24 protein-coding genes are annotated in these 22,273 nt (G+C 74.3%); 16 read left to right on the forward strand and 8 right to left on the reverse strand.

The genetic code is table 11. From position 1 onward, the window contains the following. Positions 1-36 precede the first annotated feature (36 nt). From argC to argH, 8 genes are all read left to right on the forward strand, one after another. Entirely contained in the window at positions 37-1,038 is a 1,002-nt protein-coding gene (argC, locus tag C5N14_RS26235; protein ID WP_117671713.1) for an N-acetyl-gamma-glutamyl-phosphate reductase, read from the forward strand. Beyond that, positions 1,035-2,207 (forward strand): bifunctional glutamate N-acetyltransferase/amino-acid acetyltransferase ArgJ, encoded by a 1,173-nt coding sequence (argJ, locus tag C5N14_RS26240; RefSeq protein ID WP_117671715.1) that lies wholly within the window; start codon positions 1,035-1,037, stop codon positions 2,205-2,207. Before argC ends, argJ begins: the two co-directional genes overlap by 4 nt. Before the next feature lie 114 nt (positions 2,208-2,321). Continuing rightward, positions 2,322-3,317: an acetylglutamate kinase gene (argB, locus tag C5N14_RS26245; RefSeq protein WP_117671717.1), complete on the forward strand. Its 996-nt coding sequence runs from the start codon at positions 2,322-2,324 to the stop codon at positions 3,315-3,317. Then, the gene (locus C5N14_RS26250) at positions 3,314-4,495 is read left to right on the forward strand and encodes an acetylornithine transaminase (RefSeq protein ID WP_117671719.1); all 1,182 of its coding nucleotides are present in this window, start codon (positions 3,314-3,316) and stop codon (positions 4,493-4,495) included. Before argB ends, C5N14_RS26250 begins: the two co-directional genes overlap by 4 nt. Next, positions 4,492-5,418 carry an ornithine carbamoyltransferase gene (gene argF / locus C5N14_RS26255; RefSeq protein WP_117671721.1) on the forward strand — a complete coding sequence of 309 codons (927 nt, stop codon included), beginning with the start codon at positions 4,492-4,494 and terminating at the stop codon, positions 5,416-5,418. The genes C5N14_RS26250 and argF overlap by 4 nt, the downstream gene beginning before the upstream one ends. After that, entirely contained in the window at positions 5,415-5,930 is a 516-nt protein-coding gene (locus C5N14_RS26260) for an arginine repressor (protein ID WP_117671723.1), read from the forward strand. Before argF ends, C5N14_RS26260 begins: the two co-directional genes overlap by 4 nt. Continuing rightward, complete coding sequence (locus tag C5N14_RS26265) at positions 5,927-7,132, forward strand: argininosuccinate synthase (protein WP_117671725.1); 1,206 nt, start codon at positions 5,927-5,929, stop codon at positions 7,130-7,132. Before C5N14_RS26260 ends, C5N14_RS26265 begins: the two co-directional genes overlap by 4 nt. Positions 7,133-7,146: 14 nt before the next feature. Further along, complete coding sequence (gene argH, locus C5N14_RS26270; protein ID WP_117671727.1) at positions 7,147-8,610, forward strand: argininosuccinate lyase; 1,464 nt, start codon at positions 7,147-7,149, stop codon at positions 8,608-8,610. A 143-nt stretch (positions 8,611-8,753) separates the two neighbouring features. Here argH and C5N14_RS26275 read toward each other — a convergent pair whose 3' ends face one another. Together C5N14_RS26275 and C5N14_RS26280 are read right to left on the reverse strand one after the other, a co-directional pair. After that, complete coding sequence (locus tag C5N14_RS26275; RefSeq protein ID WP_117671729.1) at positions 8,754-9,107, reverse strand: MmcQ/YjbR family DNA-binding protein; 354 nt, start codon at positions 9,105-9,107, stop codon at positions 8,754-8,756. Further along, positions 9,107-9,604, reverse strand: coding sequence for a DNA-binding protein (locus C5N14_RS26280; protein ID WP_243640042.1), 498 nt, complete (start codon positions 9,602-9,604; stop codon positions 9,107-9,109). Before C5N14_RS26280 ends, C5N14_RS26275 begins: the two co-directional genes overlap by 1 nt. 736 nt (positions 9,605-10,340) lie before the next feature. Between C5N14_RS26280 and C5N14_RS26290 the strand changes: the two genes are divergently transcribed. From C5N14_RS26290 to C5N14_RS26300, 3 genes are all read left to right on the forward strand, one after another. After that, complete coding sequence (locus tag C5N14_RS26290) at positions 10,341-10,982, forward strand: DNA-3-methyladenine glycosylase (protein ID WP_117671731.1); 642 nt, start codon at positions 10,341-10,343, stop codon at positions 10,980-10,982. Positions 10,983-11,109: 127 nt separating this feature from the next. Next, positions 11,110-12,240 carry an LLM class flavin-dependent oxidoreductase gene (locus C5N14_RS26295; protein WP_117671733.1) on the forward strand — a complete coding sequence of 377 codons (1,131 nt, stop codon included), beginning with the start codon at positions 11,110-11,112 and terminating at the stop codon, positions 12,238-12,240. After that, positions 12,237-12,860: an FMN reductase gene (locus C5N14_RS26300; RefSeq protein WP_117671735.1), complete on the forward strand. Its 624-nt coding sequence runs from the start codon at positions 12,237-12,239 to the stop codon at positions 12,858-12,860. The genes C5N14_RS26295 and C5N14_RS26300 overlap by 4 nt, the downstream gene beginning before the upstream one ends. Before the next feature lie 146 nt (positions 12,861-13,006). Here C5N14_RS26300 and C5N14_RS26305 read toward each other — a convergent pair whose 3' ends face one another. After that, positions 13,007-13,891, reverse strand: a complete 885-nt coding sequence (locus C5N14_RS26305) for a universal stress protein (protein WP_117671737.1) — start codon at positions 13,889-13,891, stop codon at positions 13,007-13,009. Positions 13,892-14,189: 298 nt separating this feature from the next. Between C5N14_RS26305 and C5N14_RS26310 the strand changes: the two genes are divergently transcribed. Further along, positions 14,190-14,666 carry a cyclic nucleotide-binding domain-containing protein gene (locus C5N14_RS26310; RefSeq protein ID WP_117671739.1) on the forward strand — a complete coding sequence of 159 codons (477 nt, stop codon included), beginning with the start codon at positions 14,190-14,192 and terminating at the stop codon, positions 14,664-14,666. A gap of 226 nt (positions 14,667-14,892) precedes the next feature. Here the strand turns inward: C5N14_RS26310 and C5N14_RS26315 are convergent, their stop codons facing one another. Beyond that, positions 14,893-15,237, reverse strand: a complete 345-nt coding sequence (locus tag C5N14_RS26315) for a hypothetical protein (protein WP_117671741.1) — start codon at positions 15,235-15,237, stop codon at positions 14,893-14,895. Between the two features lie 80 nt (positions 15,238-15,317). On the opposite strand from C5N14_RS26315, the gene C5N14_RS26320 reads away from it, so the two are divergent. From C5N14_RS26320 to C5N14_RS26330, 3 genes are all read left to right on the forward strand, one after another. Then, positions 15,318-15,800, forward strand: coding sequence for a GNAT family N-acetyltransferase (locus tag C5N14_RS26320; protein WP_117671742.1), 483 nt, complete (start codon positions 15,318-15,320; stop codon positions 15,798-15,800). A gap of 65 nt (positions 15,801-15,865) precedes the next feature. After that, positions 15,866-16,507 (forward strand): hypothetical protein, encoded by a 642-nt coding sequence (locus tag C5N14_RS26325; protein WP_117671744.1) that lies wholly within the window; start codon positions 15,866-15,868, stop codon positions 16,505-16,507. 155 nt (positions 16,508-16,662) lie between these two features. Beyond that, positions 16,663-18,033, forward strand: coding sequence for a hemolysin family protein (locus C5N14_RS26330; protein ID WP_117671746.1), 1,371 nt, complete (start codon positions 16,663-16,665; stop codon positions 18,031-18,033). Between the two features lie 124 nt (positions 18,034-18,157). On the opposite strand, the gene C5N14_RS26335 is transcribed toward C5N14_RS26330, so the two are convergent. The 4 genes from C5N14_RS26335 to C5N14_RS26350 form a co-directional block, all read right to left on the reverse strand. Beyond that, positions 18,158-18,475, reverse strand: a complete 318-nt coding sequence (locus tag C5N14_RS26335; RefSeq protein ID WP_117671748.1) for a PRC-barrel domain containing protein — start codon at positions 18,473-18,475, stop codon at positions 18,158-18,160. Beyond that, on the reverse strand, positions 18,462-18,836 hold the full coding sequence (locus C5N14_RS26340) for a hypothetical protein (protein ID WP_243640043.1): 375 nt from the start codon (positions 18,834-18,836) through the stop codon (positions 18,462-18,464). Before C5N14_RS26340 ends, C5N14_RS26335 begins: the two co-directional genes overlap by 14 nt. A 2-nt stretch (positions 18,837-18,838) precedes the next feature. After that, positions 18,839-20,065, reverse strand: coding sequence for an NRAMP family divalent metal transporter (locus C5N14_RS26345; protein WP_117671753.1), 1,227 nt, complete (start codon positions 20,063-20,065; stop codon positions 18,839-18,841). An 88-nt stretch (positions 20,066-20,153) separates the two neighbouring features. Beyond that, positions 20,154-20,537 carry a PaaI family thioesterase gene (locus C5N14_RS26350; protein WP_207892876.1) on the reverse strand — a complete coding sequence of 128 codons (384 nt, stop codon included), beginning with the start codon at positions 20,535-20,537 and terminating at the stop codon, positions 20,154-20,156. Positions 20,538-20,643: 106 nt separating this feature from the next. On the opposite strand from C5N14_RS26350, the gene tyrS reads away from it, so the two are divergent. After that, the gene (gene tyrS, locus C5N14_RS26355) at positions 20,644-21,951 is read left to right on the forward strand and encodes a tyrosine--tRNA ligase (RefSeq protein WP_117671777.1); all 1,308 of its coding nucleotides are present in this window, start codon (positions 20,644-20,646) and stop codon (positions 21,949-21,951) included. The last annotated feature ends 322 nt before the right edge of the window (positions 21,952-22,273 follow it).

A 22,273-nucleotide genomic window follows, 5' to 3' on the forward strand; every position in this document is an offset into this window, starting at 1 on the left:
AGGTAGCCTTCTCTGCATAGTCATGCGGAGGTGGGAATGGGTATCCGAGTTGCGGTCGCGGGGGCGAGCGGCTACGCCGGGGGCGAGCTGCTGCGCCTGGTCGCCGGTCACCCCGAGCTCGACCTGGTCGCGGCCACCGCGCACCGCCAGGCCGGCGCGCCGGTCACCGCCGTACACCCGCAGCTCGTCGGGCTGGACCTGGTGTTCGCGGCGACCGAGCCGGCGACCCTGGCCGACGCGGACCTGGTCTTCCTGGCCCTGCCGCACGGCGAGTCGGCGGCCCTGGCCGCCGCCCTGCCGGAGCCGGTCCGGGTGGTCGACCTGGGCGCCGACCACCGGCTGCGCGACGCCGCCGCCTGGACGCGGTACTACGGCGGCGAGCACGCCGGGACCTGGACCTACGGCCTGCCCGAACTGCCCGGCCAGCGCCCGGAGATCGCCGCCGCGACCCGGGTCGCCAACACCGGCTGCTACGCGGTGGCCACCACGCTCGCGCTCGCCCCGCTGGTAGCGGCCGGCGCGGTCGATCCCGCCGACGTCGTGGTGGTCGCCGCCTCCGGCACCTCCGGCGCGGGCCGGGCCGCCAAGACCAACCTGCTCGGCAGCGAGGTGATGGGCGACCTGTCGCCGTACAAGGTCGGGGCCCACCAGCACGTGCCGGAGATCAAGCAGGCCACCGGAGCGACCAGCCTCTCCCTCACCCCGGTCCTCGCGCCGATGCCGCGCGGCATCCTCGCCACGGTCACCGCCGTGCCGACCGGCGACGCCGACCCCCGGGCGGTGCTCGCGCAGGCGTACGCGGACGCCCCGTTCGTGCACCTGCTGCCCGAGGGGGCCTGGCCGCACACCGCCGCCACCCTCGGCTCGAACTCCTGCCACCTCCAGGCGGGCGTGGACGTCGACTCCGGCCGGGTGATCGTGGTCAGCGCCATCGACAACCTCGGCAAGGGGGCGGCCGGCCAGGCCGTGCAGTGCGCCAACCTGATGCTCGGCCTGCCCGAGACCACCGGCCTGTCCGTCTGGGGGGTCGCACCATGACTGTCACCACACCGAAGGGATTCCGGGCCGCCGGGGTCGCCGCCGGGCTCAAGACCAGCGGCGCCAGCGACGTCGCCCTGGTCGTCAACGACGGCCCGGACGCCGGAGTCGCCGGCGTCTTCACCGCCAACCGGGTCAAGGCCGCGCCGGTGCTGTGGACCCAGCAGGTGGTCCGTGGCGGCGTGGCCCGCGCCGTGGTGCTGAACTCCGGTGGCGCGAACGCCTGCACCGGCCCGGCCGGCTTCCAGGACACCCACGCCACCGCTGAGCACACCGCCGCCGCGCTGACCGCCGCCAGCCCCCGGCTGCGGCTCGGCTCCGCCGACGTCGCGGTCTGCTCCACCGGCCTGATCGGCGAGCGGCTGCCGATGCCGAAGCTGCTGCCCGGCGTACGGGCGGCGATCCGCGGCCTGTCCCGCGACGGCGGCAGCGCCGCGGCCGAGGCGATCATGACCACCGACACCCGGCCGAAGACCACCGCGGCCGCCGGCAGCGGCTGGACCGTCGGCGGCATGGCCAAGGGCGCCGGAATGCTCGCCCCGGCCATGGCGACCATGCTCTGCGTGCTGACCACCGACGCGGTGGCCGGGCCGGAGGCGCTCGACGCCGCGCTGCGCGCGGCCTGCCGGGTCACCTTCGACCGGATCGACTCCGACGGCTGCATGTCCACCAACGACACCGTGCTGCTGCTGTCCAGCGGCGCGTCCGGCATCGAGCCCACCCAGGCGGAGCTGACCGACGCCGTCACCGCCGCCTGCCACGACCTGGCCCAGCAGCTCATCGCCGACGCCGAGGGCGCCACCAAGCAGGTCGCCATCGACGTGGTCGGCGCCGCCAGCGAGGACGACGCGGTCGAGGTGGGCCGGTCGGTGGCCCGCAACAACCTGGTGAAGACGGCGCTGTTCGGCAACGACCCGAACTGGGGCCGGATCCTGGCCGCCGTCGGCACCACCGCCGCCGCGTTCGAGCCGGACGCCGTCGACGTCGCCGTGAACGGGGTCTGGGTGTGCCGCTGCGGCGCCGCCGCCGAGGACCGCTCGAAGGTCGACCTCACCGGGCGGGACGTGACCATCCGCATCGACCTGCACGCCGGCGACGCGGCGGCCACCGTGTGGACCAACGACCTGTCGCACGCGTACGTGCACGAGAACTCGGCGTACTCGACGTGAGCGCGAGGAACGCAGCGCAGCGGAGTCCCGCAGTCGCGATCGGAAGGTTGGCATCGTGAGCGCGAGGAACGCAGCGCAGCGGAGTCCCGCAGTCGCGATCGGAAGGTTGGTGCGGTGAGCCTCACCGCGGACCTCACCCGGGCCCAGGTCAAGGCCGAGACGCTGATCGAGGCGCTGCCCTGGCTGGCCCGGTTCTCCGGCGCCACCGTCGTGGTCAAGTACGGCGGCAACGCCATGGTCGACCCCGAACTCCAGCGGGCCTTCGCCGCCGACATGGTGTTCCTGCGCTACGCCGGCCTCAAGCCGGTCGTGGTGCACGGCGGCGGGCCGCAGATCTCCGCCATGCTCGGCCGGCTCGGCATCGACAGCGAGTTCAGGGGCGGCCTGCGGGTCACCACCCCCGAGGCGATGGACGTCGTCCGGATGGTGCTGGTCGGCCAGGTCGGCCGGGAACTGGTCGGGCTGATCAACGCGCACGGCCCGTTCGCCGTCGGCCTCTCCGGCGAGGACGCCGGCCTGTTCACCGCCGTGCGCCGCCCCGCGTACGTCGACGGGGAGCCGGTGGACGTCGGCCAGGTCGGCGACGTCGAGTCCGTGGACACCTCGGCGGTGACGGACCTGATCGCGGCCGGCCGCATCCCGGTGATCTCCACCGTCGCGCCGGACGCCGACGGGGTGCTGCACAACCTGAACGCCGACACCGCCGCCGCCGCGCTCGCGATCGCGCTCCAGGCCCGCAAGCTGGTCGTCCTCACCGACGTCCCCGGCCTCTACGCGAACTGGCCCGACACCGACAGCCTGGTCAGCGAGATCACCACCGACGACCTGGCGGAGCTGCTGCCGTCCCTGGAATCGGGGATGGTCCCGAAGATGGAGGCCTGCCTGCGGGCGGTGTGCCACGGCGTGCCCGCCGCACACGTCGTCGACGGCCGGGTCGCCCACTCCACGCTGCTTGAGGTCTTCACCTCGGAAGGATTCGGAACGATGGTCGTGAGCGCGAGGAGTGAGCCTGCGAGCCCCGCAGTCGCGAACAAGAATGGCTCGGTGAGCGCGAGGAGTGAGCCTGCGAGCCCCGCAGTCGCTAACAAGGAAGGCACGGTTGCGCCATGAGCACGCTGGTGGACCGCTGGCGGCAGTCGCTGATGGACAACTACGGCACGCCGCCGCTCGCGCTGGTCTCCGGTTCCGGCGCGGTCGTGGTCGACGAGGCCGGCCGGGAGTACGTCGACCTGCTCGGCGGCATCGCGGTCAACGCCCTCGGCCACGCCCACCCGGCCGTGGTGGCCGCCGTGTCCCGGCAGGTCGCCACCCTCGGGCACGTGTCCAACCTGTTCGTCGCCGAGCCGCCGGTGGCGCTGGCCGAGTTGCTGCTGGCCCTCGCGGGCCGGCCCGGCCGGGTCTTCCTCGCCAACTCCGGCGCCGAGGCCAACGAGGCCGCGTTCAAGCTGTCCCGGCTCACCGGCCGCACGCACGTGGTCGCCACCGTCGGCGGCTTCCACGGCCGGACCATGGGCGCGCTCGCGCTCACCGGCCAGCCCGCCAAGGCCGACCCGTTCCGCCCGCTGCCCGGCGACGTCACCCACGTCCCGTACGGCGACGCGGCGGCCCTGGCCGGGGCGGTGACCGACGCGACCGCCATGGTGATCCTGGAGCCGGTCCAGGGCGAGAACGGGGTCGTCGTCCCGCCCGCCGGCTACCTCGCCGAGGCCCGGCGGATCGCCACCCGGCACGGCGCGCTGCTGGTGCTCGACGAGGTGCAGACCGGCGTCGGCCGCACCGGACACTGGTTCGCCCACCAGGCCGAGGGCGTCGAACCCGACGTCGTCACCCTCGCCAAGGGCCTCGGCGGCGGCCTGCCGATCGGCGCGTGCCTGGCCTTCGGCCCGGCCGCCGACCTGCTCAAGGCCGGCTCGCACGGCACCACCTTCGGCGGCAACCCGGTGAGCTGTGCCGCCGCCCTCGCGGTGGTGTCGACCATCGCCAGTGAAGGGTTGCTCGACCACGTCAAGCGGGTCGGCGAGCGGCTGCGCCGGGGGGTCGAGGCGCTCGGCCACCCCCTGGTCGCCGAGGTGCGCGGCGCGGGCCTGCTGCTCGGGATCGTGCTCACCGCCGACGTGTCCGGCCCGGTGGCGACCGCGCTGCGCGAGGCCGGCTTCCTGGTCAACCCGGTGCAGCCCGGCGTGGTCCGGCTCGCCCCGCCGCTGGTCCTGACCACCGACCAGGTCGACGCCTTCCTGGCCGCCCTGCCCGCCGTCCTCGACGCCACCACCCCGGAGGCCACCGCATGACCCGCCACCTGCTGCGCGACGACGATCTCTCGCCCGCCGAGCAGTCGGCCGTGCTGGACCTGGCCGCCCGGATGAAGGCCGAGCGGTACGCCCACAAGCCGCTGGCCGGCCCGCGGTCGGTGGCGGTGCTGTTCGACAAGCAGAGCCTGCGCACCCGGATCTCGTTCGACGCCGGCATCGCCGAGCTGGGTGGCCACCCGCTCGTGGTGGACACCCAGGTCACCCACTTCGGTCGGGGCGAGACCCTCGCCGACGCCGGCCGGGTGCTGTCCCGCTACGTGGCCGCGATCGTGCTGCGCACCCACGGCGACGACCGGATCGCCGAGGTCGCCGCCGGGGCGAGCGTGCCGGTGGTCAACGCCCTCACCGACGGCTTCCACCCCTGCCAGCTCCTGGCCGACCTGCTCACCGTCCGCGAGCGGTGCGGCGGCACGCGGGGCCGGACGCTGGCGTACGTCGGGGACGCGGCGAACAACATGTCCCACTCGTACCTGCTGGCCGGGGCGACCGCCGGGATGCACGTGCGGGTCGCCGGGCCGGACGGGTTCGACCCCGACCCCGAGGTGGTCACCCGGGCGGCGCAGATCGCCGCCGGCACCGGCGGGTCGGTGCGGGTGCTGCGCGACGCGGTGGCGGCGGTGCGGGACGCCGACGTGCTGGCCACCGACACCTGGACCTCGATGGGGCAGGAGTCCGACGGGCTGGACCGGATCACCCCGTTCCTGCCGTACCAGCTCAACAAGGAACTGCTCGGCCACGCCGCGCCGGACGCGATCGTGCTGCACTGCCTGCCCGCCCACCGGGGCGAGGAGATCACCGACGAGGTGCTCGACGGCCCGCAGAGCGCCGTGTTCGACCAGGCGGAGAACCGGCTGCACGCCCAGAAGGCGCTGCTGGCGTTCCTGTTGGAGAGCCGGGTATGACCGCCCCGCTGACCCGCGCCGCCCGGCACGCCCGGATCGTCGAGCTGATCCGCGACAAGGCGGTCCGCTCGCAGACCGAGCTGGCCGACCTGCTCGCCGGCGACGGCGTCGGAGTGACCCAGGCCACCCTGTCCCGGGACCTCAAGGAGCTGGGCGCGGTCACCGCCCGGGGCGGTGACGGGCGCCCCGTGTACGTCATCCCCGAGGACGGCCACCGCCCGCTGCGCGACGCCGAGGCCGCCCCGGCCCGGCTGGTCCGGCTGCTGCGGGAGCTGCTCAACGAGGTCGACTCCAGCGGCAACATCGCCGTGCTGCGCACCCCGCCGGGCGCAGCCCAATACCTGGCCAGCGCGTTGGACCGAGCGGGCCTGCCCGAGGTCGTCGGCACCATCGCCGGCGACGACACCATCCTCGTCGTGGCCCGCGAGGCCGTCGGCGGTGCCGCGTTGGGCGAGAAGCTCGCCGCGTGGTCCCGCCGGGAAGAGAACGTCGAAGGGAACGCCACACCATGACCGAGCGGGTCATCCTTGCGTACTCCGGAGGGTTGGACACCTCCGTCGCGATTCCGTACCTGGCCGAGCAGACCGGCGCCGAGATCATCGCGGTGGCGGTGGACGTCGGGCAGGGCGGCGAGGACCTCGCCGCCATCCGGCAGCGCGCCCTGGACTGCGGGGCCGTCGAGTCGGAGGTGGTCGACGCGCGCGACGAGTTCGCCGCCGACTACTGCCTGCCGGCGATGCGGGCCAACGCCCTCTACATGGACCGGTACCCGCTGGTCTCCGCGCTGTCCCGGCCGCTGATCGTCAAGCACCTGGTGGCCGCGGCCCGCAAGCACGGCGGCACCATCGTGTCGCACGGCTGCACCGGCAAGGGCAACGACCAGGTCCGCTTCGAGGTCGGCCTGGCCGCGCTCGCCCCCGACCTGAAGATCATCGCCCCGGCCCGGGACTTCGCCTGGACCCGGGACAAGGCGATCGCGTTCGCCGAGGAGAAGGGGCTGCCGATCGACGTGTCGGCCAAGTCGCCGTACTCGATCGACCAGAACCTGTGGGGCCGGGCCGTGGAGACCGGCTTCCTGGAGGACATCTGGAACGCCCCCGTCGAGGACCTGTACTCGTACACGTCGGACCCGGCCGAGCCCCGCGACGCCGACGAGGTGGTCATCACCTTCGACGCCGGCGTGCCGGTCGCGATCGACGGCGAGACCGTCACCCCGTACCAGGCGATCCTGGAGCTGAACCGGCGCGCCGGCGCGCAGGGCGTCGGCCGGCTCGACATGGTCGAGGACCGGCTCGTCGGCATCAAGAGCCGCGAGGTGTACGAGGCCCCCGGCGCGATCGCGCTGATCGCCGCCCACCAGGAGCTGGAGGCGGTCACCGTCGAGCGGGACCTGGCCCGGTTCAAGAAGGGCGTCGACCAGCGCTGGGGCGAGCTGGTCTACGACGGCCTGTGGTTCTCCCCGCTGAAGCAGGCCCTGGACGCCTTCATCGACGACGCCCAGCAGCAGGTCTCCGGCGAGGTGCGGCTCACCCTGCACGGCGGCCGGGCCACCGTGACCGGCCGGCGCTCCGAGGCCAGCCTGTACGACTTCGGCATGGCCACCTACGACACCGGCGACACCTTCGACCAGTCCCTGGCCAAGGGCTTCGTGCAGCTGTGGGGCCTGCCCAGCAGGATGGCCGCCGCGCGGGACGCCCGGTTGAGCGGCTCCTGACCGTGGGAACCACAATGAGCGGCGTGGACGACAAGAGCCTCACCGAGAACAGCGCCGCGACCAACCGTACGAGCCTGTGGGGCGGCCGGTTCGCCGGCGGCCCCTCCGAAGCCCTGGCCCGGCTGTCGGTCAGCGTGCAGTTCGACTGGCGCCTCGCCCCGTACGACCTCGCCGGGTCCCGGGCGCACGCCCGGGTCCTGGCGGGCGCGGGCCTGCTCGACCCGGAGGAACTGGGCCGGATCCTCGCCGCCCTCGACGACCTGGAGGCCGCCTGCGCCTCCGGGGCGTTCCGCCCCACCGTGGACGACGAGGACGTGCACACCGCCCTGGAGCGCGGGCTGCTGGAGCGGCTCGGCAGCCTCGGCGGCAAGCTGCGCGCCGGCCGGTCCCGCAACGACCAGGTCGCCACCGACCTGCGGCTGTACCTGCGCGACCACGCCCGGGGCGTGGCCGCCCGGCTGGTCGAGCTGGCCGAGGCCCTCGTCGAGCAGGCCGAGCGGCACGTCGACACCGCCGCGCCGGGGATGACCCACCTCCAGCACGCCCAGCCGGTCACCTTCGGCCACTGGCTGCTGGCCCACGTGCAGCCGCTGCTGCGCGACCTGGACCGGATGCGCGACTGGGACCACCGGGCCGCGATCAGCCCGCTCGGCGCGGGCGCGCTCGCCGGCTCCGGCCTGCCGTTGGACCCGGTGGCCGTCTCCAAGGAGCTGGGCTTCCGTACGTCCTTCGCCAACTCGATGGACGCCGTCGCCGACCGCGACTTCGTCGCCGAGTTCCTCTTCATCACCGCGATGGTCGGGGTGCACCTGTCCCGCCTGGGCGAGGAGGTGGTGCTCTGGACATCGCAGGAGTTCGGCTGGGTCGAGCTGGACGACGCCTTCGCCACCGGCTCGTCGATCATGCCGCAGAAGAAGAACGCGGACATCGCCGAGCTGGCCCGGGGCAAGTCCGGCCGGCTCGTCGGTGGCCTGATGAGCGTGCTCACCATGCTCAAGGGCCTGCCGATGACGTACGACCGGGACATGCAGGAGGACAAGGAGCCGGCCTTCGACGCGGTCGACACCCTGGAGCTGCTGCTGCCGGCCCTCGCCGGGATGATCTCCACGATGACCGTCCGCGTCGACCGCCTGGTGGCCGCCGCCCCCGTCGGCTTCTCCCTGGCCACCGAGGTCGCCGACTGGCTGGTCCGCCGCAACGTGCCGTTCCGGGACGCGCACGAGATCACCGGCAGGCTGGTCGCGCTCTGCGCGGTCCGCGACTGCGCCCTCGACGAGGTCTCCGACGCCGACCTGGCGACGGTCAGCGAGCACCTCGACCCGTCGGTGCGCGACGTGCTCTCGGTCTCCTCGGCCCTGGCCGCGCGGACCACCCCCGGCTCCACCGGCCCCGGCCCGGTCGCCGACCAGCTCGCCGCCGCCGCCGACCAGCTCGCCGGCTGGCGGGAGTGGGCCGCCGAGGTGGTCGTGCCCCGCTGACGACGCCGTCGTCCTGACGCGGTTGTTGCTTGCGGTAGCTGCGACGCGGCGCGCGGGAACCTTCCGCGCGCCGCGTCGGTCGTCGTGCCCCCGCTGCGCCCCCGCCGCCGGGCGGCTCAGCCCGCCGCCGGGCGAATCTCGGCTCAGCCCGCCGCCGGGCGGTCCCGCTTCGGCAGCTTCGCCACCACGGCCTCGTACGAGGTGTCCACCGCCTCGTACAGCTCGTCGTCGTCGATCGCGCCGGTCAGTCGCAGGCTGTTCCAGCCGAACCTGCCGATGTGCGAGGACGTGACGGCGTCGCAGGGGAACCGGTGTAGCCACTCGTCGGCGATCTCCCGGGTCGGGCCGCACTTGACGCCTACCCGATCGCCCGACTCCGGGCCGAGGAAGGCGAAGATCCGGCTGCCCACCTTCACGACCTCGTCGGCGTCCCAGGGCCGGTCCAGCCACGCTCCCGGCTTCGCCAGGCAGTACGCCAGCAGCTCCGCGCGCTCCATCACCTGCCCCGCCCGTCGCCGTGCCGTGCGCCATTGTCTTCCCGCCGACCGTCGTCCGGGGCGTCGCTCCCGGCCCCAGCGTCGACCCGGCCGGTGAGCCGCTCGAAGCGCTGGCGAGCGGCCTGCGCCGAGCCGAGCCCGAGGCCGTGGGCGATCGACTGCCAGGTCAACCCCCGGTCGCGGGCGAGCCGGAGCAGCCCGGCCTCCAGCGCGTCCAGCTCCGCCCGCACGTGCGGCACGAGGGTGAGCGCGGCCACCAGGTCGGCGGAGTCGACCGGCTCCTCGTCGGCGGCCAGCTCGGCCCCGCCGGCGGCCAGCGCGGTCACCAGGGCCACCGCCTCGTACGGGTCCGGCACGTACGGGTTGGTGTGGCGTCGGCGGCGCGCGTCGTCGGACGCGTGCCGCTCGGCGATCCGGGTCAGCGCGGCATAGGTGCGGTGCGCCCGGGCGTGCGCCGGATCGGGCGCGGTGAAGAGATCCTGCTCGGCTGCGGTCATGCGTCGAGTCCAGCACGCAAACGAATCGTTGTCAACGAAGTGTTCAAACGGCTGTGCTCATCGAGGTGAGCCAGCGCAAAGAGCGTGGTTGGGATGGTGGCGTGAGGTGGGCCCTGCTGGCTCGGAGCCAACAGCAGTGTGGGCCGGGGGTGGCCCCAGGTGATTGCGAAGTCGGGCGGGAGTGCTTCGATCAGGAGGTCTGGGGGGTCCTGGCGTGGGCGCCGCTCCACGGCAGGTGTGCCTCTCGGCGCCTATGGAGCTGAGTCGGATACGACATCAGCCACGCTCGCCACGCTCGGCGACCGCAAGCGACGACCCGACGCGACGGTGGTGGCCCGACCGGCGGTGATGCGTGGACGACTCAGCTCCAAAGGCATCGCCCCACGGCATCGACCGCCCCGCCCACAGCTCCGCCCCGGGCCACGGTCCCGGGGCCGACCAGGGGCCGCACCCGCGACAACGCAATGACCCTGGGGTGGCCCACACTGCCATTTGTCATACCCGTTCATTCTTTTTGCTTGCACCAGGATTAGGACGGCAATAAGAATTGGCACCATTCCAGCCGCCCCCAGTAGCGGCTCACCGGCCTCGGCGTCACGTTCACCGCCCCGCCGGCCCCGACCGGGCCGGTCCTCTCGGCGGTCCTCGACGACACCTGCGGCAACCTGGTCAGCCTCCAGCAGCCGCTCGGCTGAGCCGCCCGGCGCACCGGACCGCCCCCGGCTAGGCTCGGGCCATGGTGCCGCCCTCCGACGCGCCGGCGCGCGACGCAGACCTCGCCGCGCTGGCCGGGCTGCTGGCCGGGCCGGTTGTGCCGGCCGCCCGGGGCCTGCTCGGCTGCCGGCTGTTGGCCGGCGGGGTCACCGTCCGGATCACCGAGGTCGAGGCGTACGCCGGCACGGCCGGTGATCCGGCCTCGCACGCGCACCGGGGCCGTACCCCGCGCAACGCCGTGATGTTCGGCCCGGCCGGGCATGCCTACGTCTACTTCACCTACGGCATGCACTGGTGCGTGAACGTGGTGACCGGGCCGGACGGGGAGGCGTCGGCGGTGCTGCTGCGTGCCGGCGAGGTGGTCGAGGGCGTCGAGGCGGCCCGGGCCCGGCGCACCGCCGTACGCCGGGACGTGGATCTGGCCCGCGGGCCGGCCCGGCTCTGCGCCGCCCTCGGCATCGACAAGACGGTGTACGGGTGCCACCTGCTCGACGACGGCCCGGCCCGGTTGCGCCCGGCCGCCGTGCCGGTGCCCGGCGCCGCGATCGCGGCCGGCCCCCGCGTCGGGGTGACCGGCGCGCACGACGTGCCGTGGCGGTTCTGGATCGCCGGCGACCCGACGGTGAGCGAGTATCGCCGGCACGTGCCGCGCACCCGCCGCTGAACGTGGCTCCCGGCCTGCCCCCGGGCCCTCGCGGGCCCCGACTCCCCGGAATAGTTGACTAGTCAATCATGTTGTGCGCTACGTCCGGGGGCCGGGAACGGCCCCGGTAGCCAGCCGAGGAGCGGTCATGCAGTTCGGGATCTTCACCGTCGGCGACGTCACCGTCGACCCGACCAACGGGCGGGAACCGTCGGAGCACGAGCGGATCAAGGCGATGGTGACCATCGCCCGCAAGGCCGAGGAGGTCGGGCTCGACGTCTTCGCCACCGGCGAGCACCACAACCCGCCGTTCGTGCCGTCGTCGCCCACCACCATGCTGGGCTGGATCGCGGCCCGCACCGAGCGGCTGCTGCTCTCCACCGCGACCACGCTGATCACCACCAACGACCCGGTGAAGATCGCCGAGGACTACGCGATGCTCCAGCACCTCGCCGACGGCCGGGTCGACCTGATGCTCGGCCGGGGCAACACCGGCCCGGTCTACCCGTGGTTCGGCCAGGACATCCGCAACGGCATCCCGCTGACCATCGAGAACTACGAACTGCTGCGCCGGTTGTGGCGGGAGGACGTGGTCGACTGGTCCGGCCGGTTCCGTACCCCGTTGCAGTCGTTCACCTCGACCCCGCGCCCGCTGGACGGGGTGCCGCCGTTCGTCTGGCACGGCTCGATCCGCAGCCCGGAGATCGCCGAGCAGGCCGCCTACTACGGCGACGGGTTCTTCGCCAACCACATCTTCTGGCCGAAGGAGCACACCCAGCGGATGGTCGGCCTGTACCGGGAGCGCTTCGCCCACTATGGTCACGGCTCGCCCGACCAGGCGATCGTCGGCCTCGGCGGCCAGGTGTTCATGCGGCGCAACTCGCAGGACGCGGTCCGGGAGTTCCGTCCGTACTTCGACAACGCCCCCGTCTACGGCCACGGGCCGTCGCTGGAGGAGTTCACGACGCAGACCCCGCTGACCGTGGGCAGCCCGCAGCAGGTCATCGACCGGACCCTCGGCTTCCGCGACTACGTCGGCGACTACCAGCGCCAGCTCTTCCTGGTCGACCACGCCGGCCTGCCGCTGAAGACCGTGCTGGAGCAGCTCGACATCCTCGGCGAGGAGGTGGTCCCGGTGCTGCGCAAGGAGTTCGACTCGCTGCGTCCCGCGCACGTGCCCGAGGCGCCCACCCACGCCTCGCTCGTCGCCGCCCGAGCCGTCGCCGGACCGGCCGCCGGGTCCACCGCCGCCGGTGCGGGGACGGAGGCCGGCCGATGAGCCGCCGCACCCTGGCCGTGGTGTCCGCCGGGCTCTCCCAGCCCTCGTCCACCCGGCTGCTCGCCGACCAGCTCGCCGCGGCCACCCGCGACGAGCTGGTCCGGGCGGGCGGCGAGGTCGAGCTGCGCCCGATCGACCTGCGCGACCACGCCCACGACGTCGTGAACAACCTGCTCACCGGCTTCCCGCCACCGGCGCTGCGGCAGGCCCTGGACGCCGTCGCCGGGGCCGACGGCATCGTCGCGGTCACGCCGATCTTCAACGGGTCGTACACCGGGCTGTTCAAGTCGTTCTTCGACGTGCTCGACGCCGGCTCGCTGGTGGACCGGCCGGTGCTGATCGCCGCCACCGGCGGCACGGCCCGGCACTCCCTGGCCCTGGAGCACGCACTCCGGCCGATGTTCGCGTACCTGCGGGCGGTGGTCGTGCCCACGGCGGTCTTCGCCGCGCCGGAGGACTGGTCCGGCGGGACCGCCGAGGGCGCCCTGCGTGCCCGCGTCGTCCGCGCGGGCGGGGAGCTGGCCGACCAGGTGCGCCGGCGGCCCACCGCCGCCCCGCCCGACCCGTTCGCCCTCACCACCAGCTTCGACCAGCTGCTCGCCGGCGGCGACCCGGCCTGACCGGCCCGCCACGGCGGGCGGCAGGGCTCGCAGACGGCCGCCCCGCCCGGCGGACGCCGTACCCGGTCTTGGCTGGTGCCGGCCGGGCGGTGGACGGGGCGGGGCCGGTGGGTCGGCGCGGGCCGGTCCGGTACCGCCCGAGCGGCTCAGTCCTCGCCGGCCGGGCGCGGGTGGGCGACCAGCACCGGGCAGTGCGCGTGCTGCACCAGCGCCTGGCTGACCGAGCCGAGCAGCAGCCCGGCGAAGCCACCGCGCCCGCGGGAGCCGACCGCCACCAGGGTCGCGCCCCCGCTCGCCTCGATCAGCGCCCGCGCGGGCCGGTCCGCCCGCAGCGGCCGCCGCTCGACGGCCAGCCCGGGGTGCGCCGCCGCCACCTCGGCGGCGGCCCCGGCGAGCAGGTCCGCCGACTCGGCCCCGGCCGCGGCCCCCGCCTCCACGACCTCGTCGGGCACCGGCCGGTCGGCGCCGGTCGGGGCGACGTGCGCCAGCGTCAGGCCGGTGCCCCGGCGGGCCGCCTCGTCGGCGGCGAGCGCCACCGCGAGCCGCCCCGGCTCCGACCCGTCCACCCCGACGACCACCGGGCCGCCGACCGGAATGGGCTGCTCCTCGGGGCGGACCACGAGCACCGGGCAGCGCGCGTGCCCGGCCACCTGGGCGCTGACGGAGCCGAGCAGCAGGCCGGCGAAGCCGCCCAGGCCACGGCTGCCGACCACCACCAGCTCCGCCCGGCGGGACTCCTCGACCAGGCTCACCGCCGGACCGCCGGCCACCTGGCGCACCTCGACGTCGACGTCGGGCCAGCGTCCGCGCAGCTCGGCCGCCGCCCGGTCGAGCATCCGCCGGGACTCGTCGGTCGGCGCGGGCACCCCCAGGTCGTACGGATTGACCGGCACGCCGTAGCCGAGCGGGTGCAGGTAGCCGTGCACCAGCAGCAGCGGTCGGGACCGCCCCGCGGCCTCCTGCGCCGCGTACTCGGCGGCGACCAGGCTCGACGGCGATCCGTCCACGCCCACCACGACAGGTCGGTTCATCAGCTCTCCCTGGCTCGGTCAGAGGTCATTGTCGGCGGGCTCGCCCCCGATCACCGGGATTTGCCCGGACACGCCGCCCGGCACGCCGTCCCACTCCACCGTGTCGCGGACGCCCCGGCGGTGGCAGGGGCGTAGCGCCCGCCCGGACCGGGACCAACGGCCCTGCCGCCAGCGACCCACCGAGGGGTCGAATGGGGCAGGCGGGGTCCGCCGAACCCGCTGCCCGCCGGCTGACGCGCCCAGACCCGACGGCCCAGACCCGACGGACCCGCACCCGCCGAGGCGAGGAGGAGGCACCATGACCCCGCTCGACATGCTCCGCACCCACCCGTTCCTGGCCGGCGTGCCGGAGCCCTGGCCGACCCGGCTGACCGGGTACGCCCGCCCCGTCGCCTGGCACCCCGGCCACCGCCTCTTCCGGGCCGGTCAGCCCGCCGAGCGGTTCTGGCTGGTCCGGAGCGGGGAGGTGGCCCTGGACTTCCCGGTGCCCGGGCGCGGCGACGTGGGGATCGAGACCATCGGCCCGGGCGGGGTGCTCGGCTGGTCCTGGCTGTTCCCGCCGTACCGGTGGCAGTTCGGGGCGGTCGCGGTGCGGCGCAGCACCGCCGTGGAGTTCTCCGCGGCCGGGGTGCGCCGGCTGATGGAGTCCGACGACGCCTTCGGCCGGCAGCTCACCACCCGGTTCATGAGCGTGGTGGTGGACCGTCTCCAGGCGGCCCGGGTTCGCCTGCTGGACCTGTACGGCTACCCGACGGCCCTGCCCCCGGCGGGCTGACCGGCCCCGGCGCGCCCACTCGACCTGCTCTGCCGAGGCCCGGACGCCGGTGGCGCGCCCCGGCGCCCAGTGCCGGGGAGCCGGTCGCCAGCACGGCCAGCAGGGTGGGGAACAGCACCTCGCCCGGCACGAGACCGCATGTCCTTCCACGCACCGCCACCGGCCCGGCGACATGGACCACTGGTGACGGCCCGATGCGCGCCTGGCCACCACCGTCGGCTGCCCGTCACCCGTCGCCGGTGGACTCCCGCCCGGACGCACTGCCCGGGGCGTCGATGCGCCGGTGGACGATCAGCTCGTCGACCTCCAGCCGCCCGATGCGCAGGTCCCGGATCACGGCCCGGCGGATCGCCAGCCGGCCGATGGCGAGGACGGCCACCGCGACCATCCCGCCGGTCAGCGCCGAGACGGCCAACGCCCCGGTGGCCGCCGCCCCCACCGCTCGCGCCCCGATCGCCAGCCCCCCGGTCGCCGCCGCGCCGGTGGCGGTCGCACCGGTGGCGGTCGCACCGGTGAGCCGGACCCCGGCAACCCTGGACCGGCCACGTCGGACCAACCGGTAGCTACTCATCCCCAGATCCTGCCACGCCCACCCCACCCCCACCCTCCTCCTCCCTCCCACCCTCCCAGGGGGAGGGGTAGCCTGCTGCGGTGAGCGCCGAGGAGCTGCGACTGCGCCTGGTGCGCGATGAGGACCTGTCCCACTTCTTCGCCTTCGAGCAGGACCCGGAGGCCAACTGGGTGGCCGCCTTCGGCCCGGCCGATCCGGCCGACCGGGCGGCGTTCGACGCGCACTGGCGGCGCATCCGCGCCGACCCGGCCATCGTCACCCGCACCGTCACCGTCGACGGCGTCGTCGTGGGCCACGTGGCCGCCTTCCCCGTCGGGGAACAGACCGAGGTCAGCTACTGGATCGACCGGGCCCGCTGGGGCCGCGGGTACGCCACCCGGGCGCTCGCCGCGCTGCTGGCCGAGCTGCCGCAGCGGCCGGTGCACGCCCGTGCCGCCAAGGACAACGCCGCCTCCCTCGCCGTGCTGCGCAGGTGCGGCTTCGTCGTCCGCGGCGAGGACCGGGGGTACGCCAACGGCCGCGGCACCGAGGTCGACGAATGGGTCCTGGAACTCGCCGGCTGACCCGGACGCGGCACCGGGCGGCGGCCCGGCGGGCGAGCCGGGCCGGTTACCACTAGTCTCGCGGGGTGAACTGGCTGGACTTGATCGGCTGGATCGGCTCGGCGCTGCTGGTCTGGTCGCTGCTGCAGGCGCGCGTCCTGCGGCTGCGTGCGCTCAACCTCGTCGGCTGCCTCGTGCTGATCGGCTACAACGCGGCCCTCGCCGTGTGGCCGATGGTCGGGCTCAACGTGGTGCTCGCCGTGATCAACGTGTGGTACCTGCGGAAGATGCTCACCACCCGGCACGACGAGCAGACGTACCAGGTGGTGGAGGTGGGGGTCGACGACCAGTTCCTGGCACACACCCTACGGGTGCACGCCACCGACATCGCCCGGTTCAACCCCGGCTTCCGCTGGGGCGGGCACACCGCCCGGCGCTCGGCGTTCCTGGTGGTCCGGGCCGACGAGGTGGTCGGGGTGGTGCTGTCGCACGCCGAGGGCGACGACGTCGCCCAGGTCGACCTGGACTACGTCACCCAGCGGTTCCGCGACTTCACCCCCGGGGAGTTCGTCTACCGGCGCAGCAGCCTCTTCACGGACCGGGGGTTCCGTCGGGTGGTCAGCCCGCCCGGCATGGTCGCCCCCTACTACCACCGGCTCGGCTTCCGCCCCGTGGGCGGCTCGTACGTGCTCGACCTGCCCGCCCCGCCCGTCGCCGACCGGGTCTGAGCCGCCGGTCGGCGAGTCCTGACCAGCCGGTCGACCGGATCAGGATTCGCGGACCCGGGCACTGGGCACAGACAGCCCTGCACCGACCGGGGCCGCCGGGCGGTGCCGCCGGTCGTACCCGACCGGGGTCGTCCTCGTGAGGGAGAGAACCGGGCGTGCAGAGCTACTGGAGCCAACTGGCCCTGGTCGGAGTCCTGGTCGTCCTCAACGCGATCTTCGCGGGCAGCGAGATGGCGCTGGTCTCGCTGCGGGACAGCCAGGTCCAGCGGCTGGAGCGGACCAGCCGGGCCGGCCGGGTGCTGGCCCGCCTCGCCAAGGACCCGAACCGCTTCCTGGCCACCATCCAGATCGGCATCACCCTGGCCGGCTTCCTCGCCTCCGCCGCCGCGGCCGTCTCCCTGGCCCGGCCCCTGGTGCCGCTGCTCGGGGTGTTCGGCGGCGCCGCCGAGACGGTGGCCATCGTGGCGGTCACCCTGGCCCTGACCTTCGTCACCCTGGTCTTCGGCGAACTTGCTCCCAAGCGGATCGCCATGCAGGCCGCCGAGCGCTGGGCGCTGCTGGTGGCCCGCCCGCTGGACCTGCTGGCGACCCTCACCCGGCCGGCCGTCTGGGCGCTCGGCGCCACCAGCGACCTGGTCGTCCGCCTCGTCGGGTTCAACCCGAAGCACGAGCCGGAGGAGATCGGCCCCGACGAGCTGCGCGACATCGTCGCCGGCAACCACGGCTTCACCAAGGAACAGCGGACCATCATCGCCGGCGCGGTGGAGATCGCCGACCGGCGGCTGCGCGCGGTCCTCGTACCCCGGTTACAGGTCTTCACGCTCGACAGCGGGACCACCGCGGAGGCTGCCCGGCTGGTGCTGGCCGCCACCGGGCACTCCCGCGCGCCGGTGGTGCGCCACGGCGGCCTCGACGACGCGGTCGGCGTCATCCACCTGCGCGACCTGGTCGGGGTGCCGGTCGACCGGCCGGTCGACGAGTGCGCCCGCCCGGCGATGCTGCTGCCCGACTCGCTGCCCGTGGTCGACGCGCTGCGCCAGTTCAAGGCCGAACGGCAGCACATCGCCCTGGTCGTCGACGAGCGCGGCGCGGTCGACGGGATCGTCACCCTGGAGGACATCCTGGAGGAGATCGTCGGCGAGATCTACGACGAGACCGACCGGGACGTGCACGGCGTGCGCACCGAGGCCGACGGCGCGCTGCTGCTGCCCGGCACCTTCCCCGTGCACGACCTGCCCGACATCGGCGCGGAGCTGCCCGGCCGGCCCGCCGGCGACTACACCACGGTCGCCGGGCTGCTGCTCACCCTGCTCGGGCACATCCCCACCGTCCCCGGCGAGGACGTCACCATCGACGGCTGGCAGCTGGAGGTCGCCGACATCGACCACCGGGCCATCACCGCCGTACGGCTGCGTCGGGCCGCTGCCCCCGCCGGGCCGGACGCCGACGAGAGCACCGGGAGCGCCGAGAGCACCGGGAGCGCCGACGCCGACGCCGAACCCGCCCTCGACCCGGCGCGCGGCTGACCGCCGGTCGCAACCCGCGCTCACCCCGCCGACGCGGCGCCGGCGGTCGACCCGCTGGTCGTGGCCGCCGCGGCCGGTCCGCCGGTCGACGTCCGCGACCGGCCCCGGGCAGGTCGGCGCAGGTTCATCGCTCATCCGCCGGCTCCCCGAACGGGAAGCCGGGCACCGGAGGGACCAACCGGACCAGGTCGGCCGGCACCTGTTGGCTGCCACGGCTGAGCTGCCGGGCCACCAGGCGGATCAGCCACGGCCCCGACGGGTGCCGCTCCGGCCCGATCAGTCGTCCGCTCATCCGGCTGTACCAGTGCCGCGCCACGATCAGGTCGGTCAGCCGTAGCCGCCCGCCCGGGCCCGCGTCGCGCACCACCACGTCCACCACCCGGCCCAACCGCCGCCCGTGCAGGTCGTACGCGGTCCGGCCGAGCAGTTCACCCGCCCGCACGGTCCGACCCCGGGATCCGGTCGATCAGGTGCCGGCGCAGCCAGTCCTCCACCGGTGAGCCGGGCAGCTCGTCGAGGCGGACCCGCAGCCGCACCGCGCTGTCCACCCGCTCCACCAGCGGGTACGGGATGCGCATCGGCGCCGCCGGCGAGCTGTCGACGAACCAGTCCGCCACCGCGACGAGGAACCGCCCGATCCGCCCGCCCATCCGTTGCCCGAGCGCGACCTGCCCGGACAGCACGGCCCGCACGTACGGCACCCCGTCGGTGTCGATCCCGAACTCCACGTCGTCGACCTTGCCGACCAGTCGCCCGTCCCGGTCGACGATCTGCCGGTCGAGCAGCTGCCGGCCGAGCTGCATCCTCACCGGCCCATCCCCGTCGCCACCGCCAGCGGGATCGCCGCCACCGACGCGGCGATGATGACCAGCAGGAACACGGCCCCCAACAGGTTCAGCAGCGGGCCGTTCACCCGGTCGCCCAGGTACGTCCGGTCGTTCGCCACGATCAGGATCGGCAGGTACGTCAGCGGCAGCGCCACCGCGCTGATGATCAGCATGTACTCGGTCAGCGCCACCGGGTCGATCGTGGTCAGCAGCACCAGCACCCCGAGCAGGATGCTGACCAGCAGCACGCTGTGGAACCGGGCGGCCTCCCGGGGGCTCACCCGCTTGCCCCACTGCCAGCCGAAGTACTGCGCCGCCGCGTACGCCGCGCCCAGCCCGGTCTCCAGCGCGGCGCCGAAGGTCACCGCGAAGAACGCCAGCGCCGCCACCGCCAGCCCCGCGCCCCCGAACGCCAGCACCACCGGGTGCGCCACCTGGTCGAGGGAGCCCAGCGACGTCCCGGTCGGATGGAACACGACCGCCGCCGTGGCGATCAGCGACAGGGCGAGGAACCCGCCGACCGGGAAGCCGATCAGCACGCTGAACCGAGCGTCGGCCAGGTCCGCGCCGCTCCACCGCTCCTCCACCCCGCCGGAGGAGAAGAAGAACACCTCGTACGGGCTGACCGTCGAGGCGAACAGCGCCACCGCCACGAACCAGTACGCCCCCCAGCCCTGTCCCGCCGCCCCGCCGTGCAGCGCACCCCGGCCGAGCGCCGCCCAGTCGGTGGGCAGCCAGAACAGCGCCACCGCGAACACCACCAGGGCCAGCCCGGCCAGCCCGAACACCCGCTCCATCAGCCGGAACCGCATCCGCCACAGCACCAGCCAGACCGCCAGGGCGGCGACCGGCACCCAGATCAGGTAGCTCAGCCCGGAGGCCAGTTGCAGGGCCAGCGCCACGCCGCCCAGCTCGGCGGCGAGGGTCAGCACGGTCACCAGGTAGGAGGCCACCAGGTTGACCAGCGCCACCCGCGGTCCCAGCCGCTCCCGGACCAGGTCGAACACCGCCCGCCCGCTGACCGCCGCGATCCGTCCGGCCATCTCCGCGTACGCGCAGATGCCGACCACCCCGAGCAGCAGCACCCAGGCGTGCGCCATGCCGAAGCGTGCCCCCGCCTGGCTCGCCGCCACCAGGTCGCCCACGTCGACGAAGCCGCCGACGGCCGAGAGGACGCCGAGCGTGGCGGCGAGGAGCTTCCTCACCTCGGGGGTCGGTCAGCGGATGCCATCGCCGCGACGATAACCGGGCGTACGGCCACTCATGCCCCGAAACGGGCATCCGGCGGGTTGCTCAGTCCGCGGTCAGGTTCTGCAACCGGACCTGCCCCCGGGAGACCAGCCGCCCGGCGTCGTCGGAGATCTCCACCTGCCAGAGCTGCTGGCTGCGGCCCCGGTGCACCGGGGTGCCGACGGCCGTCAGCTCGCCGTCGCGCACCGCCCGGAGGAAGTCCGTCTGGTTCGACACCCCGACCACCCGGCCCCGCCCGCCCAGCCACAGCGAGCCGCCGACGCTCGCCGCCGTCTCCACCACCGCGCAGTACACCCCGCCGTGCTGGATGCCGTACGGCTGGTGCAGCTCGGGACGGACCCGCCACCGGATCACCACCCGGTCCCCGCTCACCTCGTCGAACTCCAGGCCGAGCAGGGCCACGAAGCCCCCGGTCAGGTCCGGCATCTCCACGACGGTCCTCCTCGCGCACGGAAGGGGCCAGCCTAGCCAACCGTGATCAGGGGCAAACCCGGTACGGCCCCGCCCGGGGGATGGGGGAGAATCGGTGACCGTGACCGACAGCAGCCTCCCGCCGCCCGGGCGGGACACCCTCACCGAAGACCTGCGGTGGCGAGGCCTCATCCAGGACTCGACCGGCCCCGACGAGCTGCGCGCGCTGCTCGACGGCGGGGCGGCCACCTTCTATGTGGGCTTCGACCCGACGGCGGCCAGCCTGCACGTCGGCCACCTCATGCAGGTCGCCACGGCCCGCCGGCTCCAGCTCGCGGGGCACCGCCCGCTGCTGCTCGTCGGCGGGGCCACCGGCCAGATCGGCGACCCGAAGGAGAGCGCCGAGCGGGCGCTGAACCCGCCCGAGGTGGTCGCCGGCTGGGTGGGCCGCATCCGCGACCAGCTCTCGCCCTTCGTCGCGTACACCGGGGACAACGCGGCGCGACTGGTCAACAACCTGGACTGGACCGGCGAGATGTCGGTGGTCGAGTTCCTCCGCGACGTCGGCAAGCACTTCCCGGTGAACAAGATGCTGGCCCGGGAGGTGGTGAAGGCCCGGCTGGACAGCGGCATCAGCTTCACCGAGTTCAGCTACCAGCTACTCCAGGCCAACGACTTCTACGAGCTGCACCGTCGGCACGGCTGCCAGCTCCAGTTCGGCGGCTCCGACCAGTGGGGCAACATCACGGCAGGCGTGGACTACGTCCGGCGCCGGGGGGCGGGGCCGGTGCAGGCCTTCGTCACCCCGCTGGTGACCAAGGCCGACGGTACGAAGTTCGGCAAGACCGAGGGCGGGGCCGTCTGGCTCGACCCGGAGCTGACCAGCCCGTACGCGTTCTACCAGTTCTGGCTCAACGCCGACGACCGGGACGTGGTCCGCTACCTGCGCTACTTCAGCTTCCGCCCCCGCGAGGAGATCGAGCAGCTGGAGAAGGAGACGGCGGAGCGCCCGGCGGCCCGGCTCGCCCAGCGGGCCCTCGCCGAGGAGCTGACCACCCTGGTGCACGGCGAGCGGGAGATGGCCCAGGCGGTCGCCGCCAGCCAGGCGCTGTTCGGCCGGGGGTCGCTGGACGAGCTGACCCCCGAGACGCTGCGGGCGGCGCTGGCCGAGGCCGGGCTCGTCCACCTCACCGAGCTGCCCGACGTGGCCGGCCTGCTCAAGGAGTCGGGCCTGGTGCCGAGCATGAAGGAGGCCCGGCGGGTGATCTCCGAGGGCGGCGCGTACGTCAACAACACCCGGATCACCGAGGTCGACGCGACGGTGGCGGCCGAGGAACTGCTGCACGGCCGGTACCTGGTCCTGCGCCGTGGCAAGAAGTCCTTCGCCGGGGTGGAGCTGCGTGACCGGGCGGGTACGTCGAGAGTGTGACGCGGGACGCCCCCGGCGGATTTGACGATCAATCCGCCGGGGGCGTAACTTTCTCTCTGTCAGCGCGGAACGGACGAAGCGGGCGAAAGTCCGGAAGGCCGGAGCGCGGAAATGAGTTCCGGGCGGCGAGGGTGGTACTCCTCGGAGCCCGGGCCGGGCGGGGCCCCGGATCTGCCGCAGGGTGGATTTGGCGAGGCGAGACCGACCGGGTATGGTTCACCGCCGGTAGGGAACCGGGCAAGCTCGCGGGTCACCGCGGCGGCCGGCCTGCCGGAAACCACGGACGAGGCGGCGCAAGCCGCCGAATATGTGGTGCCCGTTA

Source organism: Micromonospora sp. MW-13 (assembly GCF_003434305.1).
Classification (GTDB): Bacteria; Actinomycetota; Actinomycetes; order Mycobacteriales; family Micromonosporaceae; genus Micromonospora.